Genomic DNA, 24,596 nt, shown 5'->3' with positions numbered 1-24,596 from the left:
GTCGGCGGATTCAGTCGACGAGGATGGTCGCGAAGGTCCCGACTTCGCGGAAACCGATCTGCCGGTACACCTCGCGCGCGGGAAGGTTGAAGCTGTTGACGTACAGGCTCGGGGTACGACCGAAGGCCATCACCGCGGCGGCGACGGCGGCGGTACCGGCCGCGCCGAGCCCCTCGCCGCGCCGGTGCGGCGCCACCCAGACGCCCTGGATCTGGCCGACCCGACGGGACAGCGAACCGATCTCGGCCTTGAACACGACCTCACCGCGATCGAATCGGGCGAACACCCGTTGCGCGGTGATCAGCGAGGCCAGGCGGCGGCGATAGGACCGGCCTCCGTCGCCGGCGCACGGGTCCACCCCCACCTCGCCGATGAACATGTCGATCGCAGCCGGTAGGTAGGCGTCGAGATCGTCGAGGGTGACCAGGCGAACCAGCGGATCGGGCGCCACGGCGGGCGCGTCCGTCAACGCCATCAGCGGTTGCGAGTCGCGCACCTCCCGCGCCGGACCCCAGCATGCGCCGATCCGATCCCAGAAGGCCTGCACCATCTCGGCCCGTCCGACGATCGACGAACACACGCGCGGCGCGGCGGCCGCGCGGTCGGCGAACGCCTCCATCGAGTCGGTGGACCCGACCAGAGGGATGAGGTTGGCCCCGGAAAAGCACAATGAGCTGGTCGGATCGTCGACGGTCCACAATTCTCCGCCCAACAGACGCGGGTTGATGCCGTGCGACTCGAACCGGGCCGCAACCATGCACATCGCCACCGGATCCGACGACAGCACATGCTCCACCACCGGCGCATCGCGTGCGCCCAGCGGGCGATCACCCAGTAGCTTCAGCACCACCGCTCCCTCTGCCGTTCTCGGGCGGGATGCAGACCGCGACGCGGCCGACGGTCATCGACGTCGTGATCAGCTGACCGTGACGACCGGTGAACCCGCTTCCCTGTCACCAGTGTCGCCTGACTCACCCGCGATCCGCAGCGCTTCTTCGATCAACGTCTCCACGATCTGCGCCTCCGGCACGGTCTTGATGACCTCACCCTTCACGAAGATCTGTCCCTTGCCGTTGCCCGACGCGACACCGAGATCGGCCTCACGGGCCTCGCCCGGCCCGTTCACGACGCAACCCATGACGGCCACCCGCAGCGGCACCTCCATACCCTCGAGGCCGGCGGTCACCTCGTCGGCGAGCTTGTACACGTCGACCTGGGCGCGCCCGCACGACGGACACGACACGATCTCGAGCTTGCGCGGACGAAGGTTGAGCGACTGCAGGATCGCGTCGCCCACCTTGATCTCCTCGGCGGGCGGCGCCGACAACGAGACCCGGATGGTGTCGCCGATCCCCTCGGCGAGCAGCGCCCCGAAGGCCACCGACGACTTGATGGTGCCCTGGAATGCGGGTCCGGCCTCGGTCACTCCGAGATGCAGCGGATAGTCGCACTGCGCGGCGAGCTGTCGGTAGGCCTCCACCATGATCACCGGGTCATTGTGCTTGACCGAGATCTTGATGTCGCCGAAACCGTGCTCCTCGAAGAGCCCGGCTTCCCAGAGCGCGGACTCGACGAGTGCCTCGGGAGTCGCCTTGCCGTACTTCTGCATGATGCGTTTGTCCAGCGAGCCGGCGTTGACCCCGATGCGGATGGGGATGCCGGCGGCGCCAGCGGCCTGCGCGACCTCTTTGACGCGGCCGTCGAATTCCTTGATGTTGCCGGGATTGACGCGCACGGCCGCGCAACCGGCGTCGATCGCCGCGAAGATGTACTTCGGCTGGAAGTGGATATCGGCGATCACCGGGATCTTCGATTTCTTGGCGATGATCGGCAGCGCTTCGGCGTCCTCGGGGCGTGGGCACGCGACGCGCACGATGTCACAGCCGGAGGCGGTGAGTTCGGCGATCTGTTGCAGGGTCGCGTTGATGTCGTGGGTCTTGGTGGTGGTCATCGACTGCACCGAGATCGGGTGGTCGCTGCCGACGCCGACCGAACCGACCTGGATCTGGCGCGTCGTGCGGCGCGGGGCCAGCACCGGCGGCGGTGGGGCGGGCATGCCGAGCCCGACTTGAATCGGGTCGGACGATGTGGGGGCGTTCATCTCGTTCACCTCGTCTGTAAGGAGATCTTGATGGGGCTGTGGTCGTGGGTCATACGGGTGTGGTCAGAAGATCTTGATGGGGTTGATGATGTCGGCGGTCAGTGTCAACACCATGAATCCACCCATGACGACGACGACCGCGTAGGTGATCGGCATCAATTTCAGGTAGTCGACCGGTCCGGCGGCCGCCCGCCCGAACCAGCGGCGCACGGTGTTTCGCCCCTTCTCGTAGCCGACGATGGCCATGTGCCCGCCGTCGAGCGGCAGCAGCGGCACCAGGTTGAACAGGCCGAGGAAGAAGTTGATGCTGATCAGCAGCATCAGGAACATGCTCCAGGCACCGCGTTCGGCGGCCTGCCCGCCCATCACCGATGCACCGTAGACGCTCACCGGGGTGTCGGCCGCGCGCTCACCGCCGGTCACCGCGGTCCACAGTGCGCTGACCTTCGACGGCAGCGACAACAGGGCGTCCCAGGTGGCCACGAACAGGTCGCCGGTGAACACGAACGCACCGGGGATGACAGCGAGACCGTCGTAGTGGGTGAGCGCGGGCGGCGGCGAGAAGGTGATGCCGACTTTGCGGGTCTGCTCGGTGGTCGTGGTGCCGTCGGACTGGTTGATCACCACGGTCGACGGTTGCGGATCGAGGGTCATGTCGACCGATTGGCCGGCCCGGTCGACCGTGAGCGCGACGGGTCCTGTCGCCTCGGTGATCAGCGTCGACACCTCGGAGTAGTCGGAGACAGATCGGCCGTTGACGGCCACGATGGTGTCGCCGGCCTGCATACCCGCAGCCCCCGCCGGCCCCGTCCCCGAACAGGGCGTCGACACTGGCTCGGCGTCGGCTGAGTAGGTGGTCTGGTCTGGTACGCAGGTGACCTGCGAGACGGTGGCCGGCACGGGATCCTGGCTGATGTTCGGCAGCCCCCAGATGGCTCCGACGACCACCACGAGCGCGAAGCCGAGGATGAAGTTCTGCGCGGGCCCCGCGAACAGCACGACCAGCCGCTTCCACGGCTTCTGCAGGTACATGGCGCGCGGCCGATCTTCGTCGGCGATCTCGTCATACGGGGTCATACCGGCGATGTCGCAGAAACCGCCCAGCGGCAGTGCCTTGATCCCGTATTCCGTCTCGCCCTTGCGCGTGGACCACACCGTGGGACCGAAGCCGACGAAGTAGCGGCGCACCTTCATGCCGGTCGCCTGTGCCGCCCACATGTGACCGCACTCATGCCAGGCCACCGACAACAGCAGCGCCGCGGCGAACAGCACCACGCCGAGGGCGAAACTCACTGATTCACTCCATCCGAATATGCCGTGACCAGACGCGATGCCTGTGCGCGTGCCCACTGGTCTGCGGCCAAGACGTCCTCCACAGTACCTGGCTGCGCACGCCACTGATCGGCCTCGCCAAGCACCTCACCGATGATCTCGACGATGCGCGGAAACCGGATGGCGCCGGCGAAGAAACCCGCGGCGGCCGCTTCGTTCGCGGCGTTGTACACCGCGGTCAGCGAACCGCCGCCGCGTCCGGCCTCGCGGGCCAGATCGATAGCCCTGAACACTGTGGTGTCGACGGGTTCGAAGGTCCAGGCGGATGCGGTGGAGAAATCGCACGCCGTCGACGAGCCGGGCACCCTGTCCGGCCAACCCAGCGCCAGCGCTATCGGCAGTTTCATCGACGGCGGGGACGCCTTGGCGATGGTCGCTCCGTCGACGAAGGTCACCATCGAATGCACGATCGACTGTCGGTGCACGGTGACGTCGATGCGGTCGTAGTCGACGCCGAACAGCAGGTGCGCCTCGATGACCTCGAGTGCCTTGTTGACCAGGGTCGCAGAATTGAGGGTGATCATCGGACCCATCGACCAGGTGGGATGGTGACCGGCCTGCTCCGGGGTCACGTCGAGGAGGGCTTCCCGTGTCCAGCCGAAAAAAGGACCACCCGAAGCGGTGAGCACGAGGCGGTCGACCTCCGCGGCGGTGCCGCCACGCAGGCACTGGGCGATGGCCGAGTGCTCGGAGTCGACGGGGACGATCTGCCCGGGTGCCGCCGCATCGAGGACTAGCGATCCGCCGGCGACCAGCGACTCCTTGTTGGCCAACGCGAGGCGGGCCCCGGTCCGCAGCGCAGCCAGGCTGGGTCGAAGCCCGATCGAGCCCACCACGGCGTTGAGCACCACGTCGGAGTCCACCGAGGCGATGAGGTCGCACATCGCCTCGGCGCCACCCAACACCGTCGAGCCGAGGTCGTCGGACAGGCTCCGCGCGGCAGCCGGGTCCGCGACGGCCAACCGATCCGCAGAGACCCCGAATGCGCGGGCCTGCTCACGCAGGAGATCGAGGTTGCCGCCTCCGGCGCCGAGTCCCACGACCTGGAATCGCTCGGGATGCTCGGCGATCACCTCGAGGGCTTGGACGCCGATAGAGCCGGTCGAGCCGAGGATGAGTACGCGCGTCGTCACCGGGCCATTGTCCCGCTTCGATCGACTGTGCCCCAAATCCCGCGGAGTGGGTCCGCCGCCGGGGTCAGCTCGGTGGATGCACCGACCGCCAGTGCTCGGCGATGTCGATGCGCCGGGGGATCCAGACGCCTTCGTGTGACTGGATGTGATCGAGGAAACGTTCGAGGGCGGCGAGGCGAGCCGGACGACCGACGAGACGACAGTGCAAACCGACCGACAGCATCTTGGGTGCGCCCTCGACGCCTTCGCGGTAAAGGACGTCGAAGGCATCTCGCAGGTGGGTGAAGAACTGCTCGCCCGACGGGAAACCGCCCGGTGAGGCGAATCGCATGTCGTTGGTGTCCAAGGTGTAGGGCACCACCAGGTGGTCGACGAGCCGCTCGCCGCGACGCACCTTCACCCAGTAGGGCAGATCGTCGGCATAGCTGTCGGAGTCGTAGACGAATCCGCCTTGCTCGACGACGAGCTGGCGGGTGTTGGGCGAATCGCGGCCGGTGTACCAGCCCAGCGGTCGTTGGCCGGTGATCTCGGTCAACAGCTCGATACCCGCCTGCATGTGCTCGCGTTCGATGTGGGTGTCGACGAGCTGATAACTGAGCCATCGGTACCCGTGACAGGCGATCTCGTCGCCGCGTTCGACGAATGCGGCGGCGGCGTCGGGGTTACGGGCCATCGCCTGGGCGACCGCGAAGATCGTCAGCGGCAACTGACGCCGTCCGAAGGTGCGCAGGATGCGCCACACGCCGGCCCGCGATCCGTACTCGTAGAGCGACTCCATGCTCATGTGCCGGTTCGGGAATGCCTGCGCACCGATCATCTCCGAGAGGAATGTCTCGCTGGCCCGATCGTTCTCGAGGACGTTGTTCTCCGAGCCCTCCTCGTAGTTGAGGACGAACTGCACCGCGATCTTCGCGCCGCCCGGCCACTGCGGATCCGGCGGTGCGGCACCGTAACCGATCATGTCGCGGGGGTAGTTCTCGCCGCGGTAGTCGGCCAGCTTTCGGTGCGGGGTGTCGGACATGGCGGCATTGTTTCACCCCGACGGGGTCTGCGCGTGGTGGCGCCGCGCCGCCACCGGCGCCCTACCGTTATGCTTGTCGCGTACTACTACCGGTCGTCAGACTTCTGACCGCCGGCACGCAGCGACCGGCACGCACAGTGAGGAGCCACCGTGGCAAGCACCGAGGTTGAGCAGATCGACACCGGCTGGGTTCGCGAGCCCGCGGATGCGCCGTCGGCCCGCTTCGGGTGGCACGGACAAGCCCGCAAGACGTTCATGATCGCCGGATGGTTCTGCGTGTTCGCCCTGCTGGCGATGTTCATCGGTAACCACACGGGCCACGTCGAGGACATCTACCTCGCCGCATTCGCCGCCGTTCTCGCGTTCTTCCTACTCAAGCCGATCTGGACCAGCCGCGGTCGTTGGAAGAACTGACGCCGGTCAGCGTTCTTCGGCGGCCAACTGGCCGCAGGCCGCGGCGATCTCCTGGCCGCGGGTGTCCCGGACGGTGCACGACACACCCTGTTCCCGTACCCGCCTGACGAATTCGCGCTCCACCGGCTTCGGGCTCGCATCCCATTCGGACCCCGGTGTGGGATTCAACGGGATCAGATTCACGTGGACCAGCGATCCCAGTGCCCGACGCAACTTCTCCCCCAGCATATCCGCTCGCCACGGCTGATCGTTGACGTCGCGGATCAGGGCGTACTCGATCGAGACACGACGGCCGGTGGTGTCGGCGTAGTAGCGGGCCGCGTCCAGCACCTCGGCCACCGACCATCGGTTGTTGACCGGCACCAGCGTGTCGCGCAGTTCGTCGTCGGGTGTGTGCAGAGACACCGCGAGCGTCACCGCCAACCCCTCGTCGGCCAGGCGTCGGATCGACGGGGCCAGTCCGACCGTGGAGACGGTGACCGATCGCGCGGAGATCCCGAGTCCGTCGGGCACCGGCGAGGTGATCTGCCGCACCGCACTGACCACGCGCTTGTAGTTTGCCAGCGGCTCCCCCATACCCATGAAGACGACGTTCGACAGCCGGCCCGGTTCCCCGAACTCCCCGTCGCGCAATGCGCGCGCTGCCGCACGCACCTGGTCGACGATCTCGGCGGTCGACAGATTGCGGTCCAGACCGCCCTGTCCGGTCGCGCAGAACGGGCATGCCATGCCGCAACCGGCCTGACTCGAGATGCACAGTGTGTTGCGATCGGAGTAGCGCATCAGCACGCTCTCGAGCAAAGTGCCGTCGTGCAGTCGCCATAACGTCTTGCGGGTGTCGCCGTCGTCGCAGGCGATGTGGCGCACCGGCGACAGCAGCGGCGGGAAGAGGTTTTGCCCGACGGCATCGCGGGCCGCCGACGGCAGATCGGTCATTTCGGCCACATCACCGTTGAGTCGGCCGAAGTACTGCCGGGCCAACTGATTTGCGCGGAACTTCGGTAGACCGAGTGCGGAGAGCGCGGTCACCCGGCCTGCGGTGTCCAGGTCGGCGAAGTGGGTGGGCGGACGCCCGCGCTTGGGCGCGTCGAACACGAGCGGCAATGACGTCATACCGTTATTGTCGCATGTCATGATGGCTGTATGACGACACCGGATCCGCAGCCGCACCGGCCCGTCGGCGCGGGCGAGCCGATCGAGCATCCCACCACGCCGGAGCCCGACGGCGAGCATCAGGCGCTGTTGGCCGAGCGCGATGAGCTGCGCACCAAGATCAAGAAGGTGGAGCACACCCGGACTCGGGCGACGTTCTACGGTCTGGTGATCGGCGCTGTGATCACCATCCTGCTGCTCATCTTCATCCTGCAGAACCTGGAGAGCCAGACGATCATGCTGATCTTCTGGGAGGTCAACCTGCCGCTCGGGGTGAGTCTGCTGATCGCCGCCATCGCCGGTGCGTTGATCGTGGCGTTCGCGGGCGGGCTCCGCATGCTGCAGCTCAGCCGGGCGTTGAAAAAGGCCAAACGCTGACGACGGCGCTGCTCACAGCAACGCCGTCAACACCGCCCAGACGATGAAGGCCGACGGCAGCAGCGAATCGAGACGATCCATGATGCCGCCGTGGCCGGGCAACAGCGTACCCATGTCCTTGATTCCCAGGTCGCGCTTGACCTGAGATTCGACCAGGTCACCCAGGGTGGCGCAGACCACCAATACCGGCCCCAGGATCATGCCGACCCACCAGTGGGCGTCGAGCAGGAACACCCCGCAACACACCGCTCCGCCCGTGCCGACCAGGAACGACCCGACCAGGCCTTCCCAGCTCTTCTTCGGGCTGATCGCCGGCGCCATCGGATGTTTGCCGAACAGCACACCGAAGCCGTAGCCACCGACGTCGGAGCAGACCACCACCACCATCAGGGTCGCCACCCGCGCGGCGCCATGGTCCTGGACCACCAACTGCGCACCGAAGGATGCCAGCAGCGGCAGCCAGGCGAGGATGAACACGCTGGCGGCGAGGTTGCGCAGATAATTCTCCGGCGCGTGGTGAATTCCTTGCGCCAGCAGCATCCAGACCATCAGCACCAGCACGGTCGCGACGAAGGCGGTCAGGACACCGGTGGGACCCCAGGGCCACCCGGACCAGATGATGACCTGCCCGCCGATGACCAGTGGCCAGAACGCAATCTGATAGCCACCGTCGCGCAGTCGCTTGAAGACCTCCCATGTGGCGACCGCGAATGCGACCGCCACCACCCCGTACCAGATCTTCGGCGCGAAGATCAGGATCAGGATGATCGAGATACCGAGCGAGAATCCGACCGCGAGCGCAGCCGGGAGATTGCGTCCGGCGCGCGACTTCGTGGTCTTCGGCGCGTCCGGGGTCTCCGGGCTCTCGGTCGATTCGGTGGCCATCGGCTGCGGTGACGATGCGTGGGGGCGGTCGGTGCTCACACCTCGAGCAATTCGTTCTCTTTGTGCTTCACGAGTTCGTCGACCTGGGTGACGTAACCGGCGGTCGTCTTGTCGAGTTCCTTCTCCGCGCGGTTCACCTCGTCCTCGCCGGCCTCGCCATCCTTCTGGATGCGTTTGAGCTCGTCGACGGCCTTGCGGCGCACGTTGCGGATCGCGACCTTGGCGTCTTCGCCCTTGCTCTTGGCCTGCTTCACCAGCTCCTTGCGACGATCCTCGGTGAGCTGCGGGATCGCCACCCGGATGACGTTGCCGTCATTGGTCGGGTTCACACCGAGATCGGAGTTGCGGATGGCGGTTTCGATGTCCCGCAGGGTCGAGGCCTCATAGGGCTTGATCACCACCAGGCGCGCCTCGGGGGTGTTGATGCCTGCCACCTGGGTGATCGGCGTGAGAGCGCCGTAGTACTCGATGTGGACCTTGTTGAACATCGCCGGGTTGGCGCGACCGGTACGGATGGAGCCCATGTCGTCTTTGGCGACACTGACCGCCTTCTCCATTTTCTCTTCGGCGTCCAGGAGCGCATCGTCGATCATCGTCGTCCTATATCTACTCGGTGCGGTGTGCGTGTGGGATGAGTGTCGGGTCGATCAGGTGGCGACCAGGGTGCCGATCCGTTCGCCCGCGACGGCCCGGGCGATGTTGCCCTGCTCGAGCAAATTGAACACCAGGATCGGCATTTTGTTGTCCATACAGAGACTGAACGCGGTCGCGTCGGCGACCTTGAGCTCTTTGTCCAGCACCTCGCGGTGGGTGATCTCGGTGAACAGTTTCGCGTCGGGCACCGTGCGCGGGTCGGCGTCGAAGACCCCGTCGACCCCCTTGGCCATCAGCACCACCTCGGCCTTGATCTCCAGGGCACGCTGCGCGGCGGTGGTGTCGGTGGAGAAGTACGGCATCCCCATGCCGGCACCGAAGATCACCACCCGCCCCTTCTCGAGGTGTCGCTGCGCCCGAAGCGGCAGATACGGTTCGGCCACCTGCCCCATCGTGATCGCGGTCTGCACACGCGTGGAGACGCCCCGCTTCTCCAGGAAATCCTGCAGCGCGAGACAGTTCATCACTGTGCCGAGCATGCCCATGTAGTCCGAGCGGGCGCGGTCGAGGCCACGTTGCTGCAGTTCGGCACCGCGGAAGAAGTTTCCGCCGCCGATCACGACCGCGACCTGCACACCCGATCCGACGACTTCGGCGATCTGGTCGGCGACAGTACCGACGACATCGGGGTCGAGTCCGACTCCGCCACCTCCGAACATCTCACCGCCGAGCTTGAGGAGCACCCGGGTGAAGCCGTGACGCTCGGACTCGTGCGGGGCCGGGGTTTCGCTCATCCAACTTCCTCCACTGGTCGATTCGGTGAATATCGTACGTCCCGGCGTGAGGTGTTCGATGACATGCGGCGTCACAAACCGTTCACAAGGGCACCGAAGGACCCCGACCTGCTGTTCGGTGGCGGGCTGCGGGGTGGAGGCGGCGCGGCGTCAGCGACTGCCGACGGCGGCCAGGACGGTCCGCATGGGTGGCCGGTCGTCGAGGACCGGATACGACCGACGGATGGTATGACTGCCGTCGGCCATCACGAACTGGGTCAGGGCACTTCCCGAATCCTCGACACCGACGCGAGCGAGCAGCGTCGCGACGATCTGTCGAGCCATCGGCCCGAGTTCGTGCAGGGGGCGGTTGCGATGGATGCGGGTGCCGAGGTCGATCTGACCGATGGCGTCTATGCCGAATTGCTCCACCGTGTCGAGGATGATGCCGATCTCCACCCCGTACCCGGCTGCAAACGGGATCGAGGTCAACAGTTCACGTGTGCCGGCGTACTCCCCGGCCAGCGGCTGGATCAGCGCGCCAAGCTCGGGCCGCAGCGCGGCGAGCAACGGCCGTACCACGAGCTCGGTGACCCGACCGCCTCCGGCGGGATCGACACCTGCCGCGCTCAGCAGCGGCCGACGGTAGTAGCCCTTGACGAGATGCAGTTCGGGCACCATCAGCAGCGGCGCGACCAGACGAGGGACGTACCCGGGGTCCGGCGAGACGAGGTCGCTGTCGACAAACACCACCAGGTCGCCACAGGTGGTGGCCAACGACCGCCACAAGACCTCACCCTTCCCGTCGAGCACCGGGACATCCGGGAGAGCCGACTGCCGGGTTTCGACACGTGCACCGGCGGCCGCCGCGCGCGCCATGGTGGTGTCCGACGACCCCGAGTCGACGACCACGATCTCGTCGACGAGTCCGCCGAGCAGAGGCGTGATGCTCGCGACCACCGACGCGACCGTGGCCTCCTCGTCGAGCGCGGGCAGCACCACCGACACCGTCCGGCCGTCCTTGCGGTCGATGAGCTCGTCGACGCTCCAAGGCAGGCGATCCCAGGTGTTGGTCTCCAACCAGGTGGCCGAATCCTGCATCCCCGCGATCGTCATCCCGCCAACGCCTCTCGAATTGCGGCCAGGCCCGGTGGAGTTCGTCCTGCCAGTACGGCCAGGAATGCGTGCCACCGGCATAGAGGTGGAAGGTGGCCGGCACGCCGAGGGCACGCATGCGTTGCTGGAGGTTGCGAGTGCACTGCACGGTCGCCGTCTCGATCACGGCGCCCACCGCGAGCTGATCGAAAAGCTTCATTCCGTCTCCGTCGATGCCCGGTCCGTCGAGGGTGTCATAGTTCTTCTTCGGTCAGGTCGCCTCGCAGGCCGAGACGGCGGTGTCATCGGCGCGTACCCAGCTGACCGCCGAGTTGCGCGACAGCCCGGTCGAACCCATTTTCCGCGAGCCGGTGACCCAACGCTTCGCCGACTGCGCCTCGGCACAACTCACCTCGGCCCATCCCGAACGGCCGGCCGCGGGCTGCCAACCCGGCGGCGGGGACACCACCGGTATGGCGGCCACAATCGCCGCACAAGCCGGCCCGCAGCTGCACCACGCCACTCGCACCGTCGCCGCACACAGCTTCGTGGGCGCATTCGTCGCGACCCTGTGGGTACTGGCGGGTGCCTGCGTGCTGATCGCGATTCTGTCGGGAACCCTGGGCCTGCGACGTCGACCCCGATCGGGTCGGGGTATCAGAACCGGGGCCACACAGCACGAACCCCGCGCCACTGGTAGGTGACGCGGGGTTCTGCGGTCTGCGACCGGCTCAGGCCTGGCCGACCTCGAAGCGGGTGAAACCGTTGACGGTCACGCCGGCCTCGTCGAGGAGAGCCTTGACGGTCTTCTTGGAGTCCTGGACCGACGGCTGGTCGAGCAGCACGACGTCCTTGTAGAAACCGTTGACGCGGCCTTCGACGATTTTCGGCAGTGCCTGCTCGGGCTTGCCCTCTTCCTTCGCGGTCTGCTCTGCGATACGACGCTCGTTCTCCACGATGTCGGCGGGGACCTCGTCGCGGGTGGCGTACTTGGCCCGCAGCGCGGCGACCTGCATGGCGGCGCCACGCGCAGCCTCGGCCGCGTCGTCGCCCTCACCGGTGTAGGACACCAGCACACCCACGGCGGGCGGCAGGTCGGAAGCACGCTTGTGCAGGTACACCGCGACCGGTCCGTCGTAGTAGGCGACGCGACGCAGTTCGAGCTTCTCACCGATCTTCGCCGAGAGGGCCTGCACGGCGTCGTCGACGGTGCCGTCGTCGAGCTTCGCGGCCTTCAGCGAGTCGAGGTCGGTGGTCTTCGCCGACGCGGCGACGGCGACGATCTTGTCGGCGAGTTCTTGGAACTCGGCATTCTTCGCCACGAAGTCGGTCTCGGAGTTGATCTCCACCAGGGCGCCGTCCTTGGCGGCCACGAGGCCCTCGGCGGTGGAGCGCTCGGCGCGCTTGCCGACGTCCTTGGCACCCTTGATGCGCAGCTCCTCGACGGCCTTGTCGAAGTCGCCGTCGTTGTTGGCCAGCGCGTTCTTGCAGTCCAGCATTCCTGAGCCGGTGAGCTCGCGGAGACGCTTCACATCGGCTGCGGTGTAGTTCGCCATCGTTGGCGAGCCTCCTTAGAGAGAGTGTGTCGATGCCGGTCGGGTCGCGACCCGACCGGCATCAGGACCGGGTGAGGTGATGCGACCGGTTACTGGGCGGCCGGTGCGGTACCGGCTTCGCCACCCGCGGGAGCGGTGGCCTGGGTGAGCAGCTCCTGCTCCCACTCGGCCAACGGCTCGCCGCCGCCCGCCTCCGGCTTGGAGTCATCCGACGACTGGCCGGCGCGGGCCTGCACCCCCTCGGCAACGGCCGAGGCGACCACACGGGTCAGCAGTGCGGCACTGCGGATCGCGTCGTCGTTGCCCGGGATCGGGTAGTCCACGAGATCGGGATCGCAGTTGGTGTCGAGGATCGCGATGACCGGGATGTTGAGCTTGCGTGCCTCACCGACAGCAATGTGCTCCTTGTTGGTGTCCACCACCCAAACGGCAGACGGCACCTTGGCCATATCTCGGATACCACCGAGGGTGCGCTCGAGCTTGTTCTTCTCACGCGTGAGCATGAGGATTTCCTTCTTGGTGCGACCTTCGAAACCACCGGTCTGCTCCATGGTCTCGAGTTCCTTCAGGCGCTGCAGGCGCTTGTGGACGGTCGAAAAGTTGGTGAGCATGCCACCGAGCCAGCGCTGGTTGACGTACGGCATCCCGACGCGGGTCGCCTCTGCGGCGATCGACTCCTGCGCCTGCTTCTTGGTGCCGACGAACAGCACGGTGCCACCGTGGGCGACGGTCTCCTTGACGAACTCGTACGCCTTGTCGATGTAGGTCAGCGTCTGCTGCAGGTCGATGATGTAGATGCCGTTGCGGTCGGTGAAGATGAACCGCTTCATCTTCGGGTTCCAACGGCGGGTCTGATGCCCGAAGTGTGCGCCGCTGTCCAGCAGCTGCTTCATGGTCACGACAGCCATGTCGTCACTATCCTTTGTGTGCAGTTGATGTCGACACCGGTTGATGCCGACCCTGGCGCCTGCAACCGTGGTGGACCCGGCGGCGGCGGAACCGCTCCGAGACCGCCCACCCGGCGGTGTGGACCGCGTTGTCACAGGTGACGGCGGCCGCTTCGCAGGCGCGCGAAGTCACCTCATCGATCTGCGATGAGGTGCGTGAGCGAGTTTACGCCGGTCAGCTGCAGAAAACCAAAACCCGGCAGCCGCCCCCGTGACCGGCGTCTCGCACATCCACGGGAGCCAACCGGCGCGCTCGTGCGTCTGAAAGACATGACGCCCCTGTCTTCGCGATTCCGAGGTCGATGGTCACCCATGCTGCGCGTGCTGATGACCGCCGTCGGTGAGCTCTGCGTGGTCACCCTGCTGCTGTGGCTGCTGCCCGCGATCGCATTCGGTGACGACACCCGCTTTGTCGCACCGATCCCCTCGCCAGAGGTGGTGCGCGGCTTCGACCCGCCGGAGCAACGGTGGCTTCCCGGGCATCGCGGGGTGGACCTCACGGCAACTCCTGGCGCCGCGGTACGCGCGGCCGGTGACGGCCGTGTCCGGTTCGCCGGGGAGGTCGCCGGACGCCCGGTCGTTTCGATCCGGCACACCGACGACCTGATCACCACCTACGAGCCGGTCCGGGCGTCGGTGCGCGAAGGTCAGTCGGTGCGTCACGGCACGGTGATCGGAGTGGTGGTGGCGGGTCATGTGGGGTGCCCGGCAGTCGCCTGTCTGCATTGGGGCGCACGGCGCGGCAGCGGTCGCGCGGCGGTGTACCTGAACCCGATGGCGTTGCTCGGCGCCGTCCGGGTACGACTCAAGCCGGTCGAACCGGACGGTGTCAGGCTCTCGGGTGGGCTTGGCGATGCACGGCCCGCAGGCGTTCCACGCTGACGTGGGTGTAGATCTGGGTGGTCGCCAGCGACGAGTGTCCGAGAAGTTCTTGCACGACCCGCAAATCCGCTCCGCCCTCGAGCAGATGCGTGGCGGCGCTGTGCCGCAGACCGTGCGGACCGATGTCGGGCACTCCGGCAGCCTGCACCGCGCGGTGCACCACGCTACGGGCCATCCGCTGGTCGAGGCGCCCACCCTTGACGCCGAGCAGCAGCGCATCGCCGGACCGCGTGGTCGCCAGCGTCGCGCGTCCGTCACGCAGCCATAGGTGCAACGCCCGGGCGGCGGGATCGCCGTAGGGCACCGATCGTTGCTTGTCGCCTTTGCCGATGACCCGCAGCACTCGCCGATCGGTGTCCACATCGCCGAGGTCGAGTCCGCACAGCTCACCGACTCGGATGCCGCTGGCGTAGAGCAACTCCAGGATGACTGCGTCGCGCAGGGCGACGGCGATGTGCACAGGATCGGTCTCGCCGTCGGCAGCGTCACCGCCGGTCACGGTGTCGGCCGCCGACACGGCGGCCGCGGCCTGATTCTGACCCAGCACGGTCGGCAACGTCCGGTGTGCTTTGGGGGCCTGCAATCGGGTCGCCGGGTCGTGCTCCAGCACTCCTTCACGAACGGCCCACGCGCAGAATGCCTTTGCCGAGGAGACCTGACGCGCAACAGTGGTCCGGGCCGCCCCGCGGCGGGTGTGGTCGGCGAGCCAGCCGCGCAACAACGCCAGATCCATCGCGGTGATCGCAACTCCGCGCGCACCCGCGAAGGCCACCAGGCCCCGAGTATCACCGACGTAGGCGCGAACGGTGTGCTCGCTGAGTCCCTTCTCGTAACGGAGATGGTTGGTGAAGTCGTCGAGGAGCCCGTGGCCATCCACAGTGGACGACGACTTTCGGGTGTTGGACCGGTCGGTCATGGTCCGACCCAAGCGGCTTGGCGGGCCGGGCGCAACCGGCCACGCGGGTCGTTGCCGGATCGTGGCCGCCGACGCGGCGAGCTGCAGGCGTTCAGGCAGGCGCGCCGGCCGCTTCCTCTGCGGCCCGTAGTTCCGATTTCCACTCCCGGAAACCCTCTTCTGTGCGGCCCCGGCGCCAGTACCCGGAGATCGACGCGTTGGCCGCACTCACGCCACGTTCCTTGCGGACGTAGGCGCGAAGGTTGTGCATCACCGCCTGGGCCTCACCGTGGATGAACACCTGCGGTTCCCCGTCGAGCCAGTCCGCGTTGCGGACCGCGCTGATCAGCGGCGCGTTGTCGCCGGCCCGTTCGTCTGCGACCTCACCGGCCGCGCCACCTCGATGCACCCAGACGATGTCGGCCCCGGGCGGGGCGGTCAGCTCGATCTCGTCCTCGGGTCCGGCGACCTCGACGAAGACCTTTGCGATCGCGTCCGCCGGCAGCGCTTCGAGGGCAGCGGCCACTGCGGGCAGACCCGCCTCATCGGCGGCCAGCAGGTGCCACGGGGCGTCGCCGCGCGGCCGGTAGCCGCTACCCGGGCCGAGGAAGTGGATGGTGGTGCCGGCCACGACCCGCGCTGCCCACGGGCCGGCGATACCCTCGTCGCCGTGTACGACGAAGTCGACCGCGATCTCGCGCGCCGCGAGGTCGATCGACCGGACCGTGTAAGTCCGCAGCACCGGTTGCTCGCGCGAAGGCAGCAGTCGGATCATCTTGCGGTCGAAGTCGCGTCCGCGGTACGGCTCACCGTCGGGCCCGAAGGCGAGCTTGATGTACATGTCTGTGTCCCAGCTCGCCGGCTCACCCGCTGGGACGAAGTCGTCGAAACCGTTGCCACCGAGATACAGCCGGACGATGTGCGGGGTCAGCTGCTCGCGACGTAGCACCGTCATCACGTTCAGATTCTTGGCCATGAAGCCTCCTCTCCGCGACCACAGTACGCCCTATTAGGTAAACCTAACCAGAACGGGACGTCGGGCGACGTCCCGTTGGCACCGAGCTGCCCAGCGACCTGCACCGCGCCCGCACCGGCGACGGTGGTGATCTAATCTTGGACTTCAGGTCGTTGAATATCTGTCTCACCAGTCCGAGCGAGGGAAGTCATGCCGGAGTCGTCGTCACCCAGACGAGGGTCCCGCCTCACTGTGGACGATTGGCTCGACGCGGCGATGCAGGTGCTGATGAGTGACGGTGTCGGTGCCATCAAGATCTCCCGTCTGTGCGACCGGCTCGGGGTCACCAAGGGCAGCTTCTACTGGCATTTCACCGACATCTCGGCGTTGATGACGGCGCTGTCAGATCATTGCCGTGGGATCGAGGAAGCGGCCCGGCGGACGCTCGCCAATCTGCAGGAGTTGCCGCCGGTCGAGCGAATCCAGTCGATGGGCGAACTGGTCAGCAATACCCGCCGCCGTTCGGTGGAGGCAGCGGTACGTGCGTGGGCCGAGACCGACCCCGAGCTCCAGGCGGCGGTGGTGGCGCTCGATCACACGACATTCGATGTCGCACAGGACGCTTTCGTGGAGCTGGGTTTCTCGCCGTTGGACGCGCACGCGCGCGCCACCGCGCTCGTGTACGTCGGGATCGGCTACATGCAGGGCGGCGAACGAGTCGAGGCGCCCACCGAGGATGACAAACGCATCTTCGTCGAGATGCTGATCCGTAGATAGGACGAGCAGCAACTCGCCGTCGGGTGTCTGGTCATGCCAGCCGCCACGCACCGTCGACGTTGACGACATGACCGCTGACATCCATGTGAGCCAGCGCCGACCTGACCCGGGCGGTCTCGAGGCCCGCCGAGAAGGCGATCTCTTCGATCGTCACCGACCCGCGTGCGGGTATCGCGTCATGCACCCGCTTGGCTTCCGGCGACAACGCGTCGGTGGACCGCACCGGACCCCGCCCCATGTCCCCACTGCCATCCGGGGCAGCCAGCGCGATCACCGCCTGCGGGTCGATGATGAGCGCGGCGAGCCCGTCGGCGATCAGCTGATGACATCCGACCGACGTGGCCGAGGTGACGGGCCCCGGGACCGCGCCGAGCGGACGACCGAGTTTGCGCGCCCAGGCCGCGGTGTTCGCAGCACCCGACCGTCGACCTGCCTCAACCACCACCACAGCTTTCGACATCGCCGCGACCAGCCGATTGCGGGTGAGGAACCGATGTTTCGCAGCTGTGGTGCCCGGCGGATACTCGGAGAGCACGAGCCCGTTCTCGGCGATCTGGTCGAAGAGTCGAGCATGTCCTGCCGGGTAGTCGCGGTCGATTCCGCAGGCCATCACGGCCATTGTCTGGCCGCCACAGGCCACCGCCGCGCGATGCGCCGCGCCGTCGACGCCGAAGGCCCCACCCGAGACCACCGCCCAGTTCTCCGCGACGAGCCCGCTCGCCAACGTCGAGGTGACCTGTTCGCCGTAGCGTGAGGCCGCCCGCGACCCGATCAGCGCGATGCCGGTGGACGCCACCTCGTCGAGACGGGAGGTGCCGCGAACCCACAAGGCGAGGGGTTCGCCGCCACGAAATGCGGTGTCGGCCTGACCGAGCGCCAACAAGGGCCAGGCGGGCCACTCCGGGTCGTCTCGGGTCACCAATCGGGCACCGATCCGCGCGGCAACGTCCAGATCCTGCGCCGCCAGATCGGTGTCGGCTCGGGCAGCCGTCGCCGTCAGGACCTCGTCGTGGCCGTGCGGCACCGAACGTGCACGGATGGCGGCAGCCGTCTCGATTGGACCGAGCTCATCGCACAGCGACAGCAGCGCAGCGTTGGGTGGCTCGACAACCCGGGCGAGGTAGGCCCAGGCACGCAGTTCGGTGTCGTCGGTCATCAGCACCCACCACGGTCGCGATAGAGCAATGCCTCGGCGACCTCCGTCTCGCCCGGCTGCGTCAGCCCTTTCAGGTCTCCCAGCGTCCAGGCCAACCGGATGGCCCGGTCGGCGCCGCGCGCGGTCACTCGTCCGTCCCGTAAGAACAACTCGATCGGACGCAGAGCCGCCGGTGACAGCCGAAAACGCTGCCGCAGAGCCGAACCGGGAACTTCGGCATTGGTCAGCCACCCGTGACACCCCCACCGATCCAGCGCCGCACGACGAGCGGCCGCCACACGGTCCCGGACGGCGGTACTGGATTCCTCGGCGTCCGACATCAATGCCGTATTGCCTGGCGGGTCCATCCTTACCCGTATGTCGACGCGGTCCATCAGCGGTCCGGACAGCTTCCCCAGGTAGCGTCGCCTGGCAACCGCCGAGCAGATGCAGTCGATGTCGTGCGCCGGGGCGCACGGGCACGGGTTGGCGGCCATGATCAGCTGAAACCGCGCCGGGTAGGTGGCCACCCCGTCGCGTCGCGAGACCCGGACCTCCCCTTCTTCGAGCGGTTGGCGCAAGGCGTCCAACACTTTAGGCCCCATCTCGGCACATTCGTCGAGGAACAGCACTCCTCGGTGCGCCCGGGATACTGCACCCGGCCTGGCCATCCCGGTACCACCGCCGAGCAGCGCCGTGGTGGAGGTGGTGTGGTGTGGGGCGATGAACGGTGGCTCGGTCACCAACGGGCGACCCGCACGTAGGGTACCGGCGATGCTGTGAATGGCGGTCACCTCCAGCGATTCCTCGGATCCGAGCGGCGGGAGTATCCCCGGCAGGCGTCGCGCCAACATCGTCTTACCGATGCCAGGCGGCCCGGTCATCAACACGTGATGCGCTCCCGCCGCGGCGATCTCGAGCGCGTGGCGCGCCTCGGACTGACCCACCACCTCGGACATGTCGTGATACTCGATCGGCGGCGGGAGGGATTCACTGTCGGTCACCGTGTCGAGGACCGTCTCGCCGGCCAGCCATCGCACCACTTCTGTGAGGTTCTCCGCGCCGCCGATCTCCAGGTCGGTCACCAACGTGGCCTCTGCGACGTTGGACATCGGCACGACCGCATGGGTGAAACCGTGATCGCGGGCGTGTTTGAGCGCAGGCAGCACGCCTCGGACCGGTCGGAGCCCGCCGTCGAGTCCGAGTTCTCCGAGGAACACCGTGCGTGCGGTGCGCGAGACCGTGACCTGCTTGGTCGCGGCCAGGATCGCCAGTGCCATACCAAGATCGAACGAGGACCCGGTTTTGGGGAGGTCGGCCGGTGCGAGCGATACCGTCACCTTGAGATCGGGGAACTTCAGCCCGCTGTTGCTGATCGCGGCGCGCACCCGGTCCTTGGCCTCTCGCAACGATGCGTCGACCTTGCCGTTGACGACGAAGCCGGGCAAGCCGTGTCCGACATTGGCCTGGATCTCGATCTGATTGGCTTCGAAGGCGTTGAGCCCCACCGACTGGATCGAACCCAGCCCGGTCGTCAGGCGCGGGTCGTCGGTCATTCGAACACTCCCCGGTGGTGGCGCACCCTCGCGCGGTCGAGCGCCAACGGTTCGTGCGGGTCGAGTTGCACGCTGATGATGTCGAACCGGATACGTGACCACCAGCGGTCGCGGTTGCCGGCGAGCCATTCTCGGGCCAGGCGGCGCATGCGTGCGAACTTGAGCGGTGTGACCGCGGCGACCGGATCGTCGAAGACCCGTGAGGCCCGTGTCTTGACCTCGACCACCACCAGTTCATCGGCGTCGGCAGCGATGATGTCGAGTTCCCCGAAACGGTTACGCCAGTTGCGATCCAGTACTCGCCAACCGAGTTCCACCACGAAGTCGGCGGCCAGATCCTCACCGCAACGGCCGATCTCGGCTGTGCTCGGTCGAGTCCGCGATGAGTTCCGAGCAGACGGCGGATCGGACGGCCGGGATGGGTTCTCGCTCATGAGAGCAGCATCGTCGGGTGAGGCCGCGAATCAGCCTGCACGACGATGCCCGATGCAGATCTGTGGACAGAGCACCCCTGTGGACAGCCGGTCCGGGGGCGGCACGGGTCAGAGCTTGAGGTCCCGGTCCGGGTTGTCGTCGGGTTCGGAAGACGACGCGGCATCGTCGGAGGTGGCCGGCGTGATCGGTTGTGGTGGTGCCCAATCGCCGATGACCGGGGGGCCCACCAGTGGCAGGGTGCCGACGATTTCGGCACCGTTGTCGGTGGTGTGCAGATAGTGTGCGGATTTGTGCTCGGTGTTGTTGGGCCCGCGGCCGCGGCTGCCGCCATGGGGTGCGCCCATCGGAGCCGCACCCGCTCGGCTCGGACCGGCACCGACCGGCGTCGTCGTCGCGGAGGTGCCCGACGTGGGAGCAGCTGTGGGCACTGCGGCCGACAAGCGGCGAGACAGTGCCGCTGGATTCGCTCCGCTCGAGCCGCTGGACCCGCCGGCCGAAGAACCTCCCGCGCCCCCACTGCCCGCGAGTTTTGCACCACCCGCGCCGGCGGCCGCACTGCCGGGCATCATCATCGCGGCCGGTGACACCGTGCTGCTCGACGAGTCGGGGCTGCCGAGTCCGCCACGGGTCAAGCTGTCGGGCCCATCTCCCCCACCGCCGCCGTTGCCACTGCCCTCGCCGAGGGACAGCGGGGAGTCGCCGGCGTTCGCCGATTCTGCCTGTGGCACGGGATCGGCGGAGGTACCGCCGCTCGGCGGGGCCGTCGGTTGCTTCGCAGACTGCGAACCGTAGTCACCCAGATCGGTGGCTGCGGCCGCCGAGGACCGCGCGGCCGCGCTGGAGCCACCGCTGCTACCGGCCCCGCCGGCCGATCCCCCGGCCCCTGTTCCGGCCAGTAGACCGTCGGCTCCGGTGGTGCCGGCCAGACCCAGGCCATCGCCGGCCGAACTCATCGGACCGTTGTAGGTTTCGGTCATCAACAGCCCCGCCCTCGTCATTGCGCCAAATGCGTCGCCCAACGGGTTCAGGAGCTCGCCCTGAAGTTCCATTAGCGATCCACGCTGGGCCTGCGAGGCCAGCAAGACCGACTGGGCGTTCACGAGCGCGTCGATGCCAGGCTGGGCGTTCGCCGCCGCGGACACGATGTCGCTGGAGATCTGCCGAGCCGCGTCCTCGCTGGAGCTCGCCGCGACCCCCTGCAGGCCGTCACCGCCGAACCGGTAGAGGTGTTGCGCCGCCTCGTGAGCTGCGGAGATGGCCTGGGCCAGCGCTTGGGCGTCGGCAGCCGCCGACTCGGGACCCATTGACTCCAGACGCGACAAGATCTGCTGAATCGCGACAAACCAATTGGTGTTGCCGCCCCCGACCGCCCCCGTCATCGCCCCTCCGTCCCGACTCGACCCACGGACATCCGTGCCACCGGATCTGGCCCGCTATGCTACAGACACTTGGAGCGGATCACGCCACACCGCTCGCAAGCGTTGACGCTTGGAACCACGTCGGGGGTCTGTGCGTCCAAACCAACGTGGGGAGGAAACCGTGAGCGGCGGACAAAAGGCGTCCGACTATGTCCTGGAACCCTGTGTCGCGATGCCCGAGATCACAGCAGCACCGGATCAACGGGACTGGGGGCAGGCAGTTGATGGCATCGGCGTGCTTTCCGAAGAAGGAAAGTGGAAAGCGCGCGCTGCAGACGCACGGAAGGCGGCCGCAGCGCTTGACGATTGTTTGGCTCGCATCTCGCCGATTCTCAAGGTGAGTTACCTAGGCGAAGGATGCAGCGAAGGTGCTGCCTTGCGCACGCGTGTCCTCGAAACCCTTGGAGACACCAGCGGCTGGAGCAACGCCTTGAAGGTGCAGATTCAGCAACTCGAAGCACTCGCGGAGAAATGCGAGAACGCAGCTATCCAAATATCAGCGACGGATCAGTCCTCAATGACACAGTTCCCGGGCACGGCGAGTTGACTTGAACTACCTCACTGCGCGTATGAAGCGATGCTCGATCCCTGCAGTCGCTTTGGCACTTTCGGCATGCACAGCTAGCGGGCCAGCGACAGAACAACCGTCGATGACGCTTCACAGTTCAGCTATAAGGCAGACCGACGAAGCTGGAAACGCCCTACCGTTCGAAAACACGTATCCAAAGCGCTGGAATGCTTCCAACGACGGCACGCCATACGAGCCCTGTACTGCCGTCGATCGCGAAGTTGCGGCTGAGATAGGACTTGACTTTTCAACGTCGAAAGACGCTGCCAGTGTTTCAGGCCAAACCCTGAGAGGGTGCCGGTGGCAATACATTGACGAAGATGTCAGCGGATGGCGCGCGAATCAAGTTATCGGAGACTTCGAGAGTCTAGAGTCCTACAAGGCAATGAACGAAGTATTCACTTGGCTGCCAGAGATCCAGATCGACGGTCGGCGGGTCGGAGTGGCGCACCAGAATGACTTCAGCTGCTTCACATATGTCCAATCCGGAGGATCTGGAGTAGTGACTGAAGCATTGTATACCGGAAACCCAAATCCCCCACTCACCGAAATCTGCCAACGCGCAATCGATCTCACCGAGGCAACTATCGACAAAATCCCGGAGTAGCCCGATCCGAGTGAGGTGAACGTGCCGGAAAACAGCACGTTCTACTCAGTCGCCGGGGAGGTCACGGTTCGTCGGGGAGGCGGAGTTCGGGCTTCTCGAGTTCCTCGATGTTGACGTCCTTGAAGGTGATGACGCGGACCTGCTTGACGAAGCGGGCGGGGCGGTACATGTCCCAGACCCAAGCGTCGGACATGCGGAGCTCGAAGTAGATCTCGCCCTCGGTGTTGCGCGGGACCAGGTCTACGGAGTTGGCGAGGTAGAAGCGCCGTTCGGTCTCGACCACGTAGGTGAACTGTCCGACGATGTCCTTGTACTCCCGATACAAGGAGAGTTCCATCTCGGTTTCGTACTTCTCGAGATCCTCAGCACTCATTCGTCAAGCCTATCGTGGTCGGGTCGGGGTCGGAGGTCACGCGGGAGGCGACATTCCGGTAGGACATTCGGTGTTGCTGCGACGGCCCGTGGCGGTCGAGGCAGGCCATGTGATGTGCGGTGCTGTAGCCCTTGTGGACGGCGAAATCGTAGCCGGGCAGGTCCTGATCCATCGCCACCATCAGCCGGTCGCGCGTCACCTTCGCGATGATGCTCGCGGCGGCGATGCAGGCGGCGGCACCGTCCCCGCCGATCACCGGCAGCGACGGAACGGTCAGTCCTGGCACGACGAAACCGTCGGACAACACATAACCCGGGGTCACATCCAGGCCGGCGATGGCCCGCCGCATGCCCTCGATGTTGGCGACATGGATGCCGATGCGGTCGATCTCGGCCGCGGGGATCACCACCGCATGCCAACTCAACGCGTACTTCGTGACCGCCTTGTAGAGCTGCTCGCGCGTGGCCTCGGTCAGTCGCTTGGAGTCGTCGAGATCGGCGAGCGAGGCCAGCTGCGTGGGCTTGAGTACACACGCGGCGACCACCAGCGGCCCGGCACAGGCGCCGCGGCCTGCCTCATCGACCCCGGCGACAGGGCCGAGCCCGTTGCGGTGCAGCGCGAACTCGTAGGTACGCAGACTCGCTGCCCGTCGGATCGGGAATCTCGGCGGCCACCGGCTCATCGGTCGGGCTCCCACATCACAGGTCAGCTCTCATGACTGCGGGTTGTCCGAGGACACACCACCGATCCTCGAGAAGGGATAGATGATGAACTGCACCTTGCCGCGAATGTCACTGACCGGCACCGTGCCCTGGTACTCGTCCTCCATGTGGAACCGGGAGTCCGCCGAGTTCGCGCGGTTGTCGCCCATCACCCACACGTTGCCATCGGGCACCTTGACGGGACCGAAATCCGGCCCGAAGCACGCATTGGGCTGACCGTTCGGATTCGCCGCGAACTCGTTGCCGGCCGCCACGTCTTGGGCCTGCAGCGACTTGTCTACGTAGGGCTCGTCGAGCGGCTTACCGTCGACGGTGACACCCACGTTGTCGGAGTTGCGACACTCCACGGTCTGCCCGCCGGTGGCGATCACCCGCTTGACGAGGTTGTTCTCGTCCGGCGGCGCGAAGCCGAACCACGACAGTCCGTCCTGGATCTTGTGCACCACCGCGTTGTCCGACCGCGGCGACAGCCACGCCCCGTCCCAGGATTCGGTCGGAGCCTTGAACACCACCACGTCACCGGGTTCCGGCTCGCCGAATCGATACGACAGCTTGTCGATGACGATCCGGTCGTTGGTGCACCCTGTACAGCCATGCAACGTCGGTTCCATCGATTCCGACGGAATCACGTACTGCCGTCCGACGAAGGTCTGCAGCAACCAGGTCAACAGCAGCACACAGCCGATGATGATGACGGCTTCACGCAGAAGCGAGCCACGCTTCTCCGGCTTGTCCTTCTTGCTGCGCCACGGACGCTCGTCGGGGTGCTCGCCGTCGTCATCCCAGCCGTAGTCCTCAGGACGCGAGGACGAATCGGCAGACGACCGCTGCGCATCGGGGTCGGGTTCGTTACCGGCGGAGTGAGAGTCGGCCACGTCGTCAGGGTAGACGG

At 66.6% G+C, this 24,596-nt stretch carries 28 protein-coding genes and 1 pseudogene; 7 read left to right on the top strand and 22 right to left on the bottom strand.

Annotated features, from left to right (window positions below; translation table 11 throughout):
* Positions 1-10: 10 nt before the first annotated feature.
* From ACIGKQ_RS04655 to puuE, 5 genes are all read right to left on the bottom strand, one after another.
* Positions 11-847 (bottom strand): DUF4081 domain-containing protein, encoded by an 837-nt coding sequence (locus ACIGKQ_RS04655; RefSeq protein WP_328714957.1) that lies wholly within the window; start codon positions 845-847, stop codon positions 11-13.
* Between the two features lie 69 nt (positions 848-916).
* The gene (gene ispG / locus ACIGKQ_RS04650; RefSeq protein WP_235722259.1) at positions 917-2,101 is read right to left on the bottom strand and encodes a flavodoxin-dependent (E)-4-hydroxy-3-methylbut-2-enyl-diphosphate synthase; all 1,185 of its coding nucleotides are present in this window, start codon (positions 2,099-2,101) and stop codon (positions 917-919) included.
* A 63-nt stretch (positions 2,102-2,164) separates the two neighbouring features.
* Complete coding sequence (locus ACIGKQ_RS04645; protein ID WP_396572523.1) at positions 2,165-3,394, bottom strand: M50 family metallopeptidase; 1,230 nt, start codon at positions 3,392-3,394, stop codon at positions 2,165-2,167.
* Complete coding sequence (gene dxr / locus ACIGKQ_RS04640; protein WP_396572521.1) at positions 3,391-4,566, bottom strand: 1-deoxy-D-xylulose-5-phosphate reductoisomerase; 1,176 nt, start codon at positions 4,564-4,566, stop codon at positions 3,391-3,393. The genes ACIGKQ_RS04645 and dxr overlap by 4 nt, the downstream gene beginning before the upstream one ends.
* A gap of 64 nt (positions 4,567-4,630) precedes the next feature.
* Positions 4,631-5,587: an allantoinase PuuE gene (gene puuE, locus ACIGKQ_RS04635; protein ID WP_235722262.1), complete on the bottom strand. Its 957-nt coding sequence runs from the start codon at positions 5,585-5,587 to the stop codon at positions 4,631-4,633.
* A gap of 150 nt (positions 5,588-5,737) precedes the next feature.
* Between puuE and ACIGKQ_RS04630 the strand changes: the two genes are divergently transcribed.
* Positions 5,738-6,001: a DUF2631 domain-containing protein gene (locus tag ACIGKQ_RS04630; protein WP_235722263.1), complete on the top strand. Its 264-nt coding sequence runs from the start codon at positions 5,738-5,740 to the stop codon at positions 5,999-6,001.
* Between the two features lie 6 nt (positions 6,002-6,007).
* On the opposite strand, the gene rlmN is transcribed toward ACIGKQ_RS04630, so the two are convergent.
* Positions 6,008-7,114 (bottom strand): 23S rRNA (adenine(2503)-C(2))-methyltransferase RlmN, encoded by a 1,107-nt coding sequence (rlmN, locus tag ACIGKQ_RS04625; protein ID WP_396572518.1) that lies wholly within the window; start codon positions 7,112-7,114, stop codon positions 6,008-6,010.
* A 30-nt stretch (positions 7,115-7,144) separates the two neighbouring features.
* On the opposite strand from rlmN, the gene ACIGKQ_RS04620 reads away from it, so the two are divergent.
* Entirely contained in the window at positions 7,145-7,531 is a 387-nt protein-coding gene (locus tag ACIGKQ_RS04620) for a lipopolysaccharide assembly LapA domain-containing protein (RefSeq protein WP_235722265.1), read from the top strand.
* 12 nt (positions 7,532-7,543) lie between these two features.
* Here ACIGKQ_RS04620 and ACIGKQ_RS04615 read toward each other — a convergent pair whose 3' ends face one another.
* The 5 genes and pseudogenes from ACIGKQ_RS04615 to ACIGKQ_RS04595 all read right to left on the bottom strand — a co-directional run.
* Positions 7,544-8,416, bottom strand: coding sequence for a phosphatidate cytidylyltransferase (locus ACIGKQ_RS04615; protein ID WP_396572639.1), 873 nt, complete (start codon positions 8,414-8,416; stop codon positions 7,544-7,546).
* A 35-nt stretch (positions 8,417-8,451) separates the two neighbouring features.
* Positions 8,452-9,009, bottom strand: a complete 558-nt coding sequence (gene frr / locus ACIGKQ_RS04610) for a ribosome recycling factor (RefSeq protein WP_235722267.1) — start codon at positions 9,007-9,009, stop codon at positions 8,452-8,454.
* A gap of 54 nt (positions 9,010-9,063) precedes the next feature.
* The gene (gene pyrH, locus ACIGKQ_RS04605; protein ID WP_235722268.1) at positions 9,064-9,804 is read right to left on the bottom strand and encodes a UMP kinase; all 741 of its coding nucleotides are present in this window, start codon (positions 9,802-9,804) and stop codon (positions 9,064-9,066) included.
* Between the two features lie 150 nt (positions 9,805-9,954).
* On the bottom strand, positions 9,955-10,899 hold the full coding sequence (locus ACIGKQ_RS04600) for a glucosyl-3-phosphoglycerate synthase (protein WP_396572516.1): 945 nt from the start codon (positions 10,897-10,899) through the stop codon (positions 9,955-9,957).
* Between the two features lie 13 nt (positions 10,900-10,912).
* Positions 10,913-11,137, bottom strand: a pseudogene (locus tag ACIGKQ_RS04595) (alpha/beta hydrolase-fold protein); the annotation flags it as partial.
* 40 nt (positions 11,138-11,177) lie between these two features.
* Between ACIGKQ_RS04595 and ACIGKQ_RS04590 the strand changes: the two are divergent.
* Positions 11,178-11,582 carry a hypothetical protein gene (locus tag ACIGKQ_RS04590; protein ID WP_396572514.1) on the top strand — a complete coding sequence of 135 codons (405 nt, stop codon included), beginning with the start codon at positions 11,178-11,180 and terminating at the stop codon, positions 11,580-11,582.
* A 27-nt stretch (positions 11,583-11,609) separates the two neighbouring features.
* Here the strand turns inward: ACIGKQ_RS04590 and tsf are convergent, their stop codons facing one another.
* Both tsf and rpsB read right to left on the bottom strand, forming a co-directional pair.
* Positions 11,610-12,434 carry a translation elongation factor Ts gene (gene tsf / locus ACIGKQ_RS04585; protein WP_287015615.1) on the bottom strand — a complete coding sequence of 275 codons (825 nt, stop codon included), beginning with the start codon at positions 12,432-12,434 and terminating at the stop codon, positions 11,610-11,612.
* 89 nt (positions 12,435-12,523) lie between these two features.
* On the bottom strand, positions 12,524-13,342 hold the full coding sequence (gene rpsB / locus ACIGKQ_RS04580; protein WP_235722272.1) for a 30S ribosomal protein S2: 819 nt from the start codon (positions 13,340-13,342) through the stop codon (positions 12,524-12,526).
* Positions 13,343-13,693: 351 nt separating this feature from the next.
* On the opposite strand from rpsB, the gene ACIGKQ_RS04575 reads away from it, so the two are divergent.
* Positions 13,694-14,263, top strand: a complete 570-nt coding sequence (locus ACIGKQ_RS04575; RefSeq protein ID WP_396572512.1) for a murein hydrolase activator EnvC family protein — start codon at positions 13,694-13,696, stop codon at positions 14,261-14,263.
* On the opposite strand, the gene ACIGKQ_RS04570 is transcribed toward ACIGKQ_RS04575, so the two are convergent.
* Complete coding sequence (locus ACIGKQ_RS04570) at positions 14,211-15,179, bottom strand: tyrosine recombinase XerC (protein WP_396572510.1); 969 nt, start codon at positions 15,177-15,179, stop codon at positions 14,211-14,213. The genes ACIGKQ_RS04575 and ACIGKQ_RS04570 overlap by 53 nt on opposite strands.
* A 91-nt stretch (positions 15,180-15,270) precedes the next feature.
* Positions 15,271-16,134 (bottom strand): siderophore-interacting protein, encoded by an 864-nt coding sequence (locus ACIGKQ_RS04565; protein ID WP_396572508.1) that lies wholly within the window; start codon positions 16,132-16,134, stop codon positions 15,271-15,273.
* Between the two features lie 231 nt (positions 16,135-16,365).
* On the opposite strand from ACIGKQ_RS04565, the gene ACIGKQ_RS04560 reads away from it, so the two are divergent.
* On the top strand, positions 16,366-16,890 hold the full coding sequence (locus ACIGKQ_RS04560) for a TetR/AcrR family transcriptional regulator (RefSeq protein ID WP_235722276.1): 525 nt from the start codon (positions 16,366-16,368) through the stop codon (positions 16,888-16,890).
* Positions 16,891-16,921: 31 nt separating this feature from the next.
* On the opposite strand, the gene dprA is transcribed toward ACIGKQ_RS04560, so the two are convergent.
* The 4 genes from dprA to ACIGKQ_RS04540 all read right to left on the bottom strand — a co-directional run bounded on the left by dprA (position 16,922) and on the right by ACIGKQ_RS04540 (position 21,395).
* Positions 16,922-18,046: a DNA-processing protein DprA gene (gene dprA, locus ACIGKQ_RS04555; RefSeq protein WP_396572506.1), complete on the bottom strand. Its 1,125-nt coding sequence runs from the start codon at positions 18,044-18,046 to the stop codon at positions 16,922-16,924.
* Entirely contained in the window at positions 18,046-19,581 is a 1,536-nt protein-coding gene (locus ACIGKQ_RS04550; RefSeq protein ID WP_396572505.1) for a YifB family Mg chelatase-like AAA ATPase, read from the bottom strand. Before ACIGKQ_RS04550 ends, dprA begins: the two co-directional genes overlap by 1 nt.
* Positions 19,578-20,015 carry a YraN family protein gene (locus ACIGKQ_RS04545; RefSeq protein WP_235722279.1) on the bottom strand — a complete coding sequence of 146 codons (438 nt, stop codon included), beginning with the start codon at positions 20,013-20,015 and terminating at the stop codon, positions 19,578-19,580. The genes ACIGKQ_RS04550 and ACIGKQ_RS04545 overlap by 4 nt, the downstream gene beginning before the upstream one ends.
* Positions 20,016-20,123: 108 nt before the next feature.
* Positions 20,124-21,395: a hypothetical protein gene (locus ACIGKQ_RS04540; protein ID WP_396572503.1), complete on the bottom strand. Its 1,272-nt coding sequence runs from the start codon at positions 21,393-21,395 to the stop codon at positions 20,124-20,126.
* A 160-nt stretch (positions 21,396-21,555) separates the two neighbouring features.
* On the opposite strand from ACIGKQ_RS04540, the gene ACIGKQ_RS04535 reads away from it, so the two are divergent.
* Together ACIGKQ_RS04535 and ACIGKQ_RS04530 are read left to right on the top strand one after the other, a co-directional pair.
* Complete coding sequence (locus ACIGKQ_RS04535) at positions 21,556-21,981, top strand: hypothetical protein (protein ID WP_235722281.1); 426 nt, start codon at positions 21,556-21,558, stop codon at positions 21,979-21,981.
* A gap of 22 nt (positions 21,982-22,003) precedes the next feature.
* Entirely contained in the window at positions 22,004-22,609 is a 606-nt protein-coding gene (locus ACIGKQ_RS04530; RefSeq protein ID WP_396572638.1) for a DUF3558 domain-containing protein, read from the top strand.
* Between the two features lie 61 nt (positions 22,610-22,670).
* On the opposite strand, the gene ACIGKQ_RS04525 is transcribed toward ACIGKQ_RS04530, so the two are convergent.
* From ACIGKQ_RS04525 to lepB, 3 genes are read right to left on the bottom strand one after another with little or no spacing between them, the layout of a single operon-like run.
* Positions 22,671-22,982 carry a DUF2469 domain-containing protein gene (locus tag ACIGKQ_RS04525; protein ID WP_235722282.1) on the bottom strand — a complete coding sequence of 104 codons (312 nt, stop codon included), beginning with the start codon at positions 22,980-22,982 and terminating at the stop codon, positions 22,671-22,673.
* Positions 22,972-23,664 (bottom strand): ribonuclease HII, encoded by a 693-nt coding sequence (locus tag ACIGKQ_RS04520; protein ID WP_235722283.1) that lies wholly within the window; start codon positions 23,662-23,664, stop codon positions 22,972-22,974. Before ACIGKQ_RS04520 ends, ACIGKQ_RS04525 begins: the two co-directional genes overlap by 11 nt.
* A gap of 30 nt (positions 23,665-23,694) precedes the next feature.
* Entirely contained in the window at positions 23,695-24,579 is an 885-nt protein-coding gene (gene lepB, locus ACIGKQ_RS04515; protein WP_235722284.1) for a signal peptidase I, read from the bottom strand.
* Between the last annotated feature and the right edge of the window lie 17 nt (positions 24,580-24,596).

The sequence above is a fragment of the Gordonia sp. NPDC062954 genome (genome assembly GCF_044543825.1).
GTDB classification, from domain to species: Bacteria; Actinomycetota; Actinomycetes; order Mycobacteriales; family Mycobacteriaceae; genus Gordonia; species Gordonia tangerina.
This window is presented reverse-complemented; position numbering and strand designations above follow the sequence as displayed.

Bases quoted from the DNA above. Each gene is read 5' to 3' on its own strand.
- ispG (WP_235722259.1), bottom strand. From the start codon at position 2,101: ATGAACGCCCCCACATCGTCCGACCCGATTCAAGTCGGGCTCGGCATG.
- puuE (WP_235722262.1), bottom strand. From the start codon at position 5,587: ATGTCCGACACCCCGCACCGAAAGCTGGCCGACTACCGCGGCGAGAAC.
- rlmN (WP_396572518.1), bottom strand. From the start codon at position 7,114: ATGACGTCATTGCCGCTCGTGTTCGACGCGCCCAAGCGCGGGCGTCCG.
- ACIGKQ_RS04620 (WP_235722265.1), top strand. From the start codon at position 7,145: ATGACGACACCGGATCCGCAGCCGCACCGGCCCGTCGGCGCGGGCGAG.
- ACIGKQ_RS04615 (WP_396572639.1), bottom strand. From the start codon at position 8,416: ATGGCCACCGAATCGACCGAGAGCCCGGAGACCCCGGACGCGCCGAAG.
- frr (WP_235722267.1), bottom strand. From the start codon at position 9,009: ATGATCGACGATGCGCTCCTGGACGCCGAAGAGAAAATGGAGAAGGCG.
- pyrH (WP_235722268.1), bottom strand. From the start codon at position 9,804: ATGAGCGAAACCCCGGCCCCGCACGAGTCCGAGCGTCACGGCTTCACC.
- ACIGKQ_RS04600 (WP_396572516.1), bottom strand. From the start codon at position 10,899: ATGACGATCGCGGGGATGCAGGATTCGGCCACCTGGTTGGAGACCAAC.
- tsf (WP_287015615.1), bottom strand. From the start codon at position 12,434: ATGGCGAACTACACCGCAGCCGATGTGAAGCGTCTCCGCGAGCTCACC.
- rpsB (WP_235722272.1), bottom strand. From the start codon at position 13,342: ATGGCTGTCGTGACCATGAAGCAGCTGCTGGACAGCGGCGCACACTTC.
- ACIGKQ_RS04575 (WP_396572512.1), top strand. From the start codon at position 13,694: ATGCTGCGCGTGCTGATGACCGCCGTCGGTGAGCTCTGCGTGGTCACC.
- ACIGKQ_RS04570 (WP_396572510.1), bottom strand. From the start codon at position 15,179: ATGACCGACCGGTCCAACACCCGAAAGTCGTCGTCCACTGTGGATGGC.
- ACIGKQ_RS04565 (WP_396572508.1), bottom strand. From the start codon at position 16,134: ATGGCCAAGAATCTGAACGTGATGACGGTGCTACGTCGCGAGCAGCTG.
- dprA (WP_396572506.1), bottom strand. From the start codon at position 18,046: ATGACCGACGACACCGAACTGCGTGCCTGGGCCTACCTCGCCCGGGTT.
- ACIGKQ_RS04550 (WP_396572505.1), bottom strand. From the start codon at position 19,581: ATGACCGACGACCCGCGCCTGACGACCGGGCTGGGTTCGATCCAGTCG.
- ACIGKQ_RS04545 (WP_235722279.1), bottom strand. From the start codon at position 20,015: ATGAGCGAGAACCCATCCCGGCCGTCCGATCCGCCGTCTGCTCGGAAC.
- ACIGKQ_RS04540 (WP_396572503.1), bottom strand. From the start codon at position 21,395: ATGACGGGGGCGGTCGGGGGCGGCAACACCAATTGGTTTGTCGCGATT.
- ACIGKQ_RS04530 (WP_396572638.1), top strand. From the start codon at position 22,004: ATGAAGCGATGCTCGATCCCTGCAGTCGCTTTGGCACTTTCGGCATGC.
- ACIGKQ_RS04525 (WP_235722282.1), bottom strand. From the start codon at position 22,982: ATGAGTGCTGAGGATCTCGAGAAGTACGAAACCGAGATGGAACTCTCC.
- ACIGKQ_RS04520 (WP_235722283.1), bottom strand. From the start codon at position 23,664: ATGAGCCGGTGGCCGCCGAGATTCCCGATCCGACGGGCAGCGAGTCTG.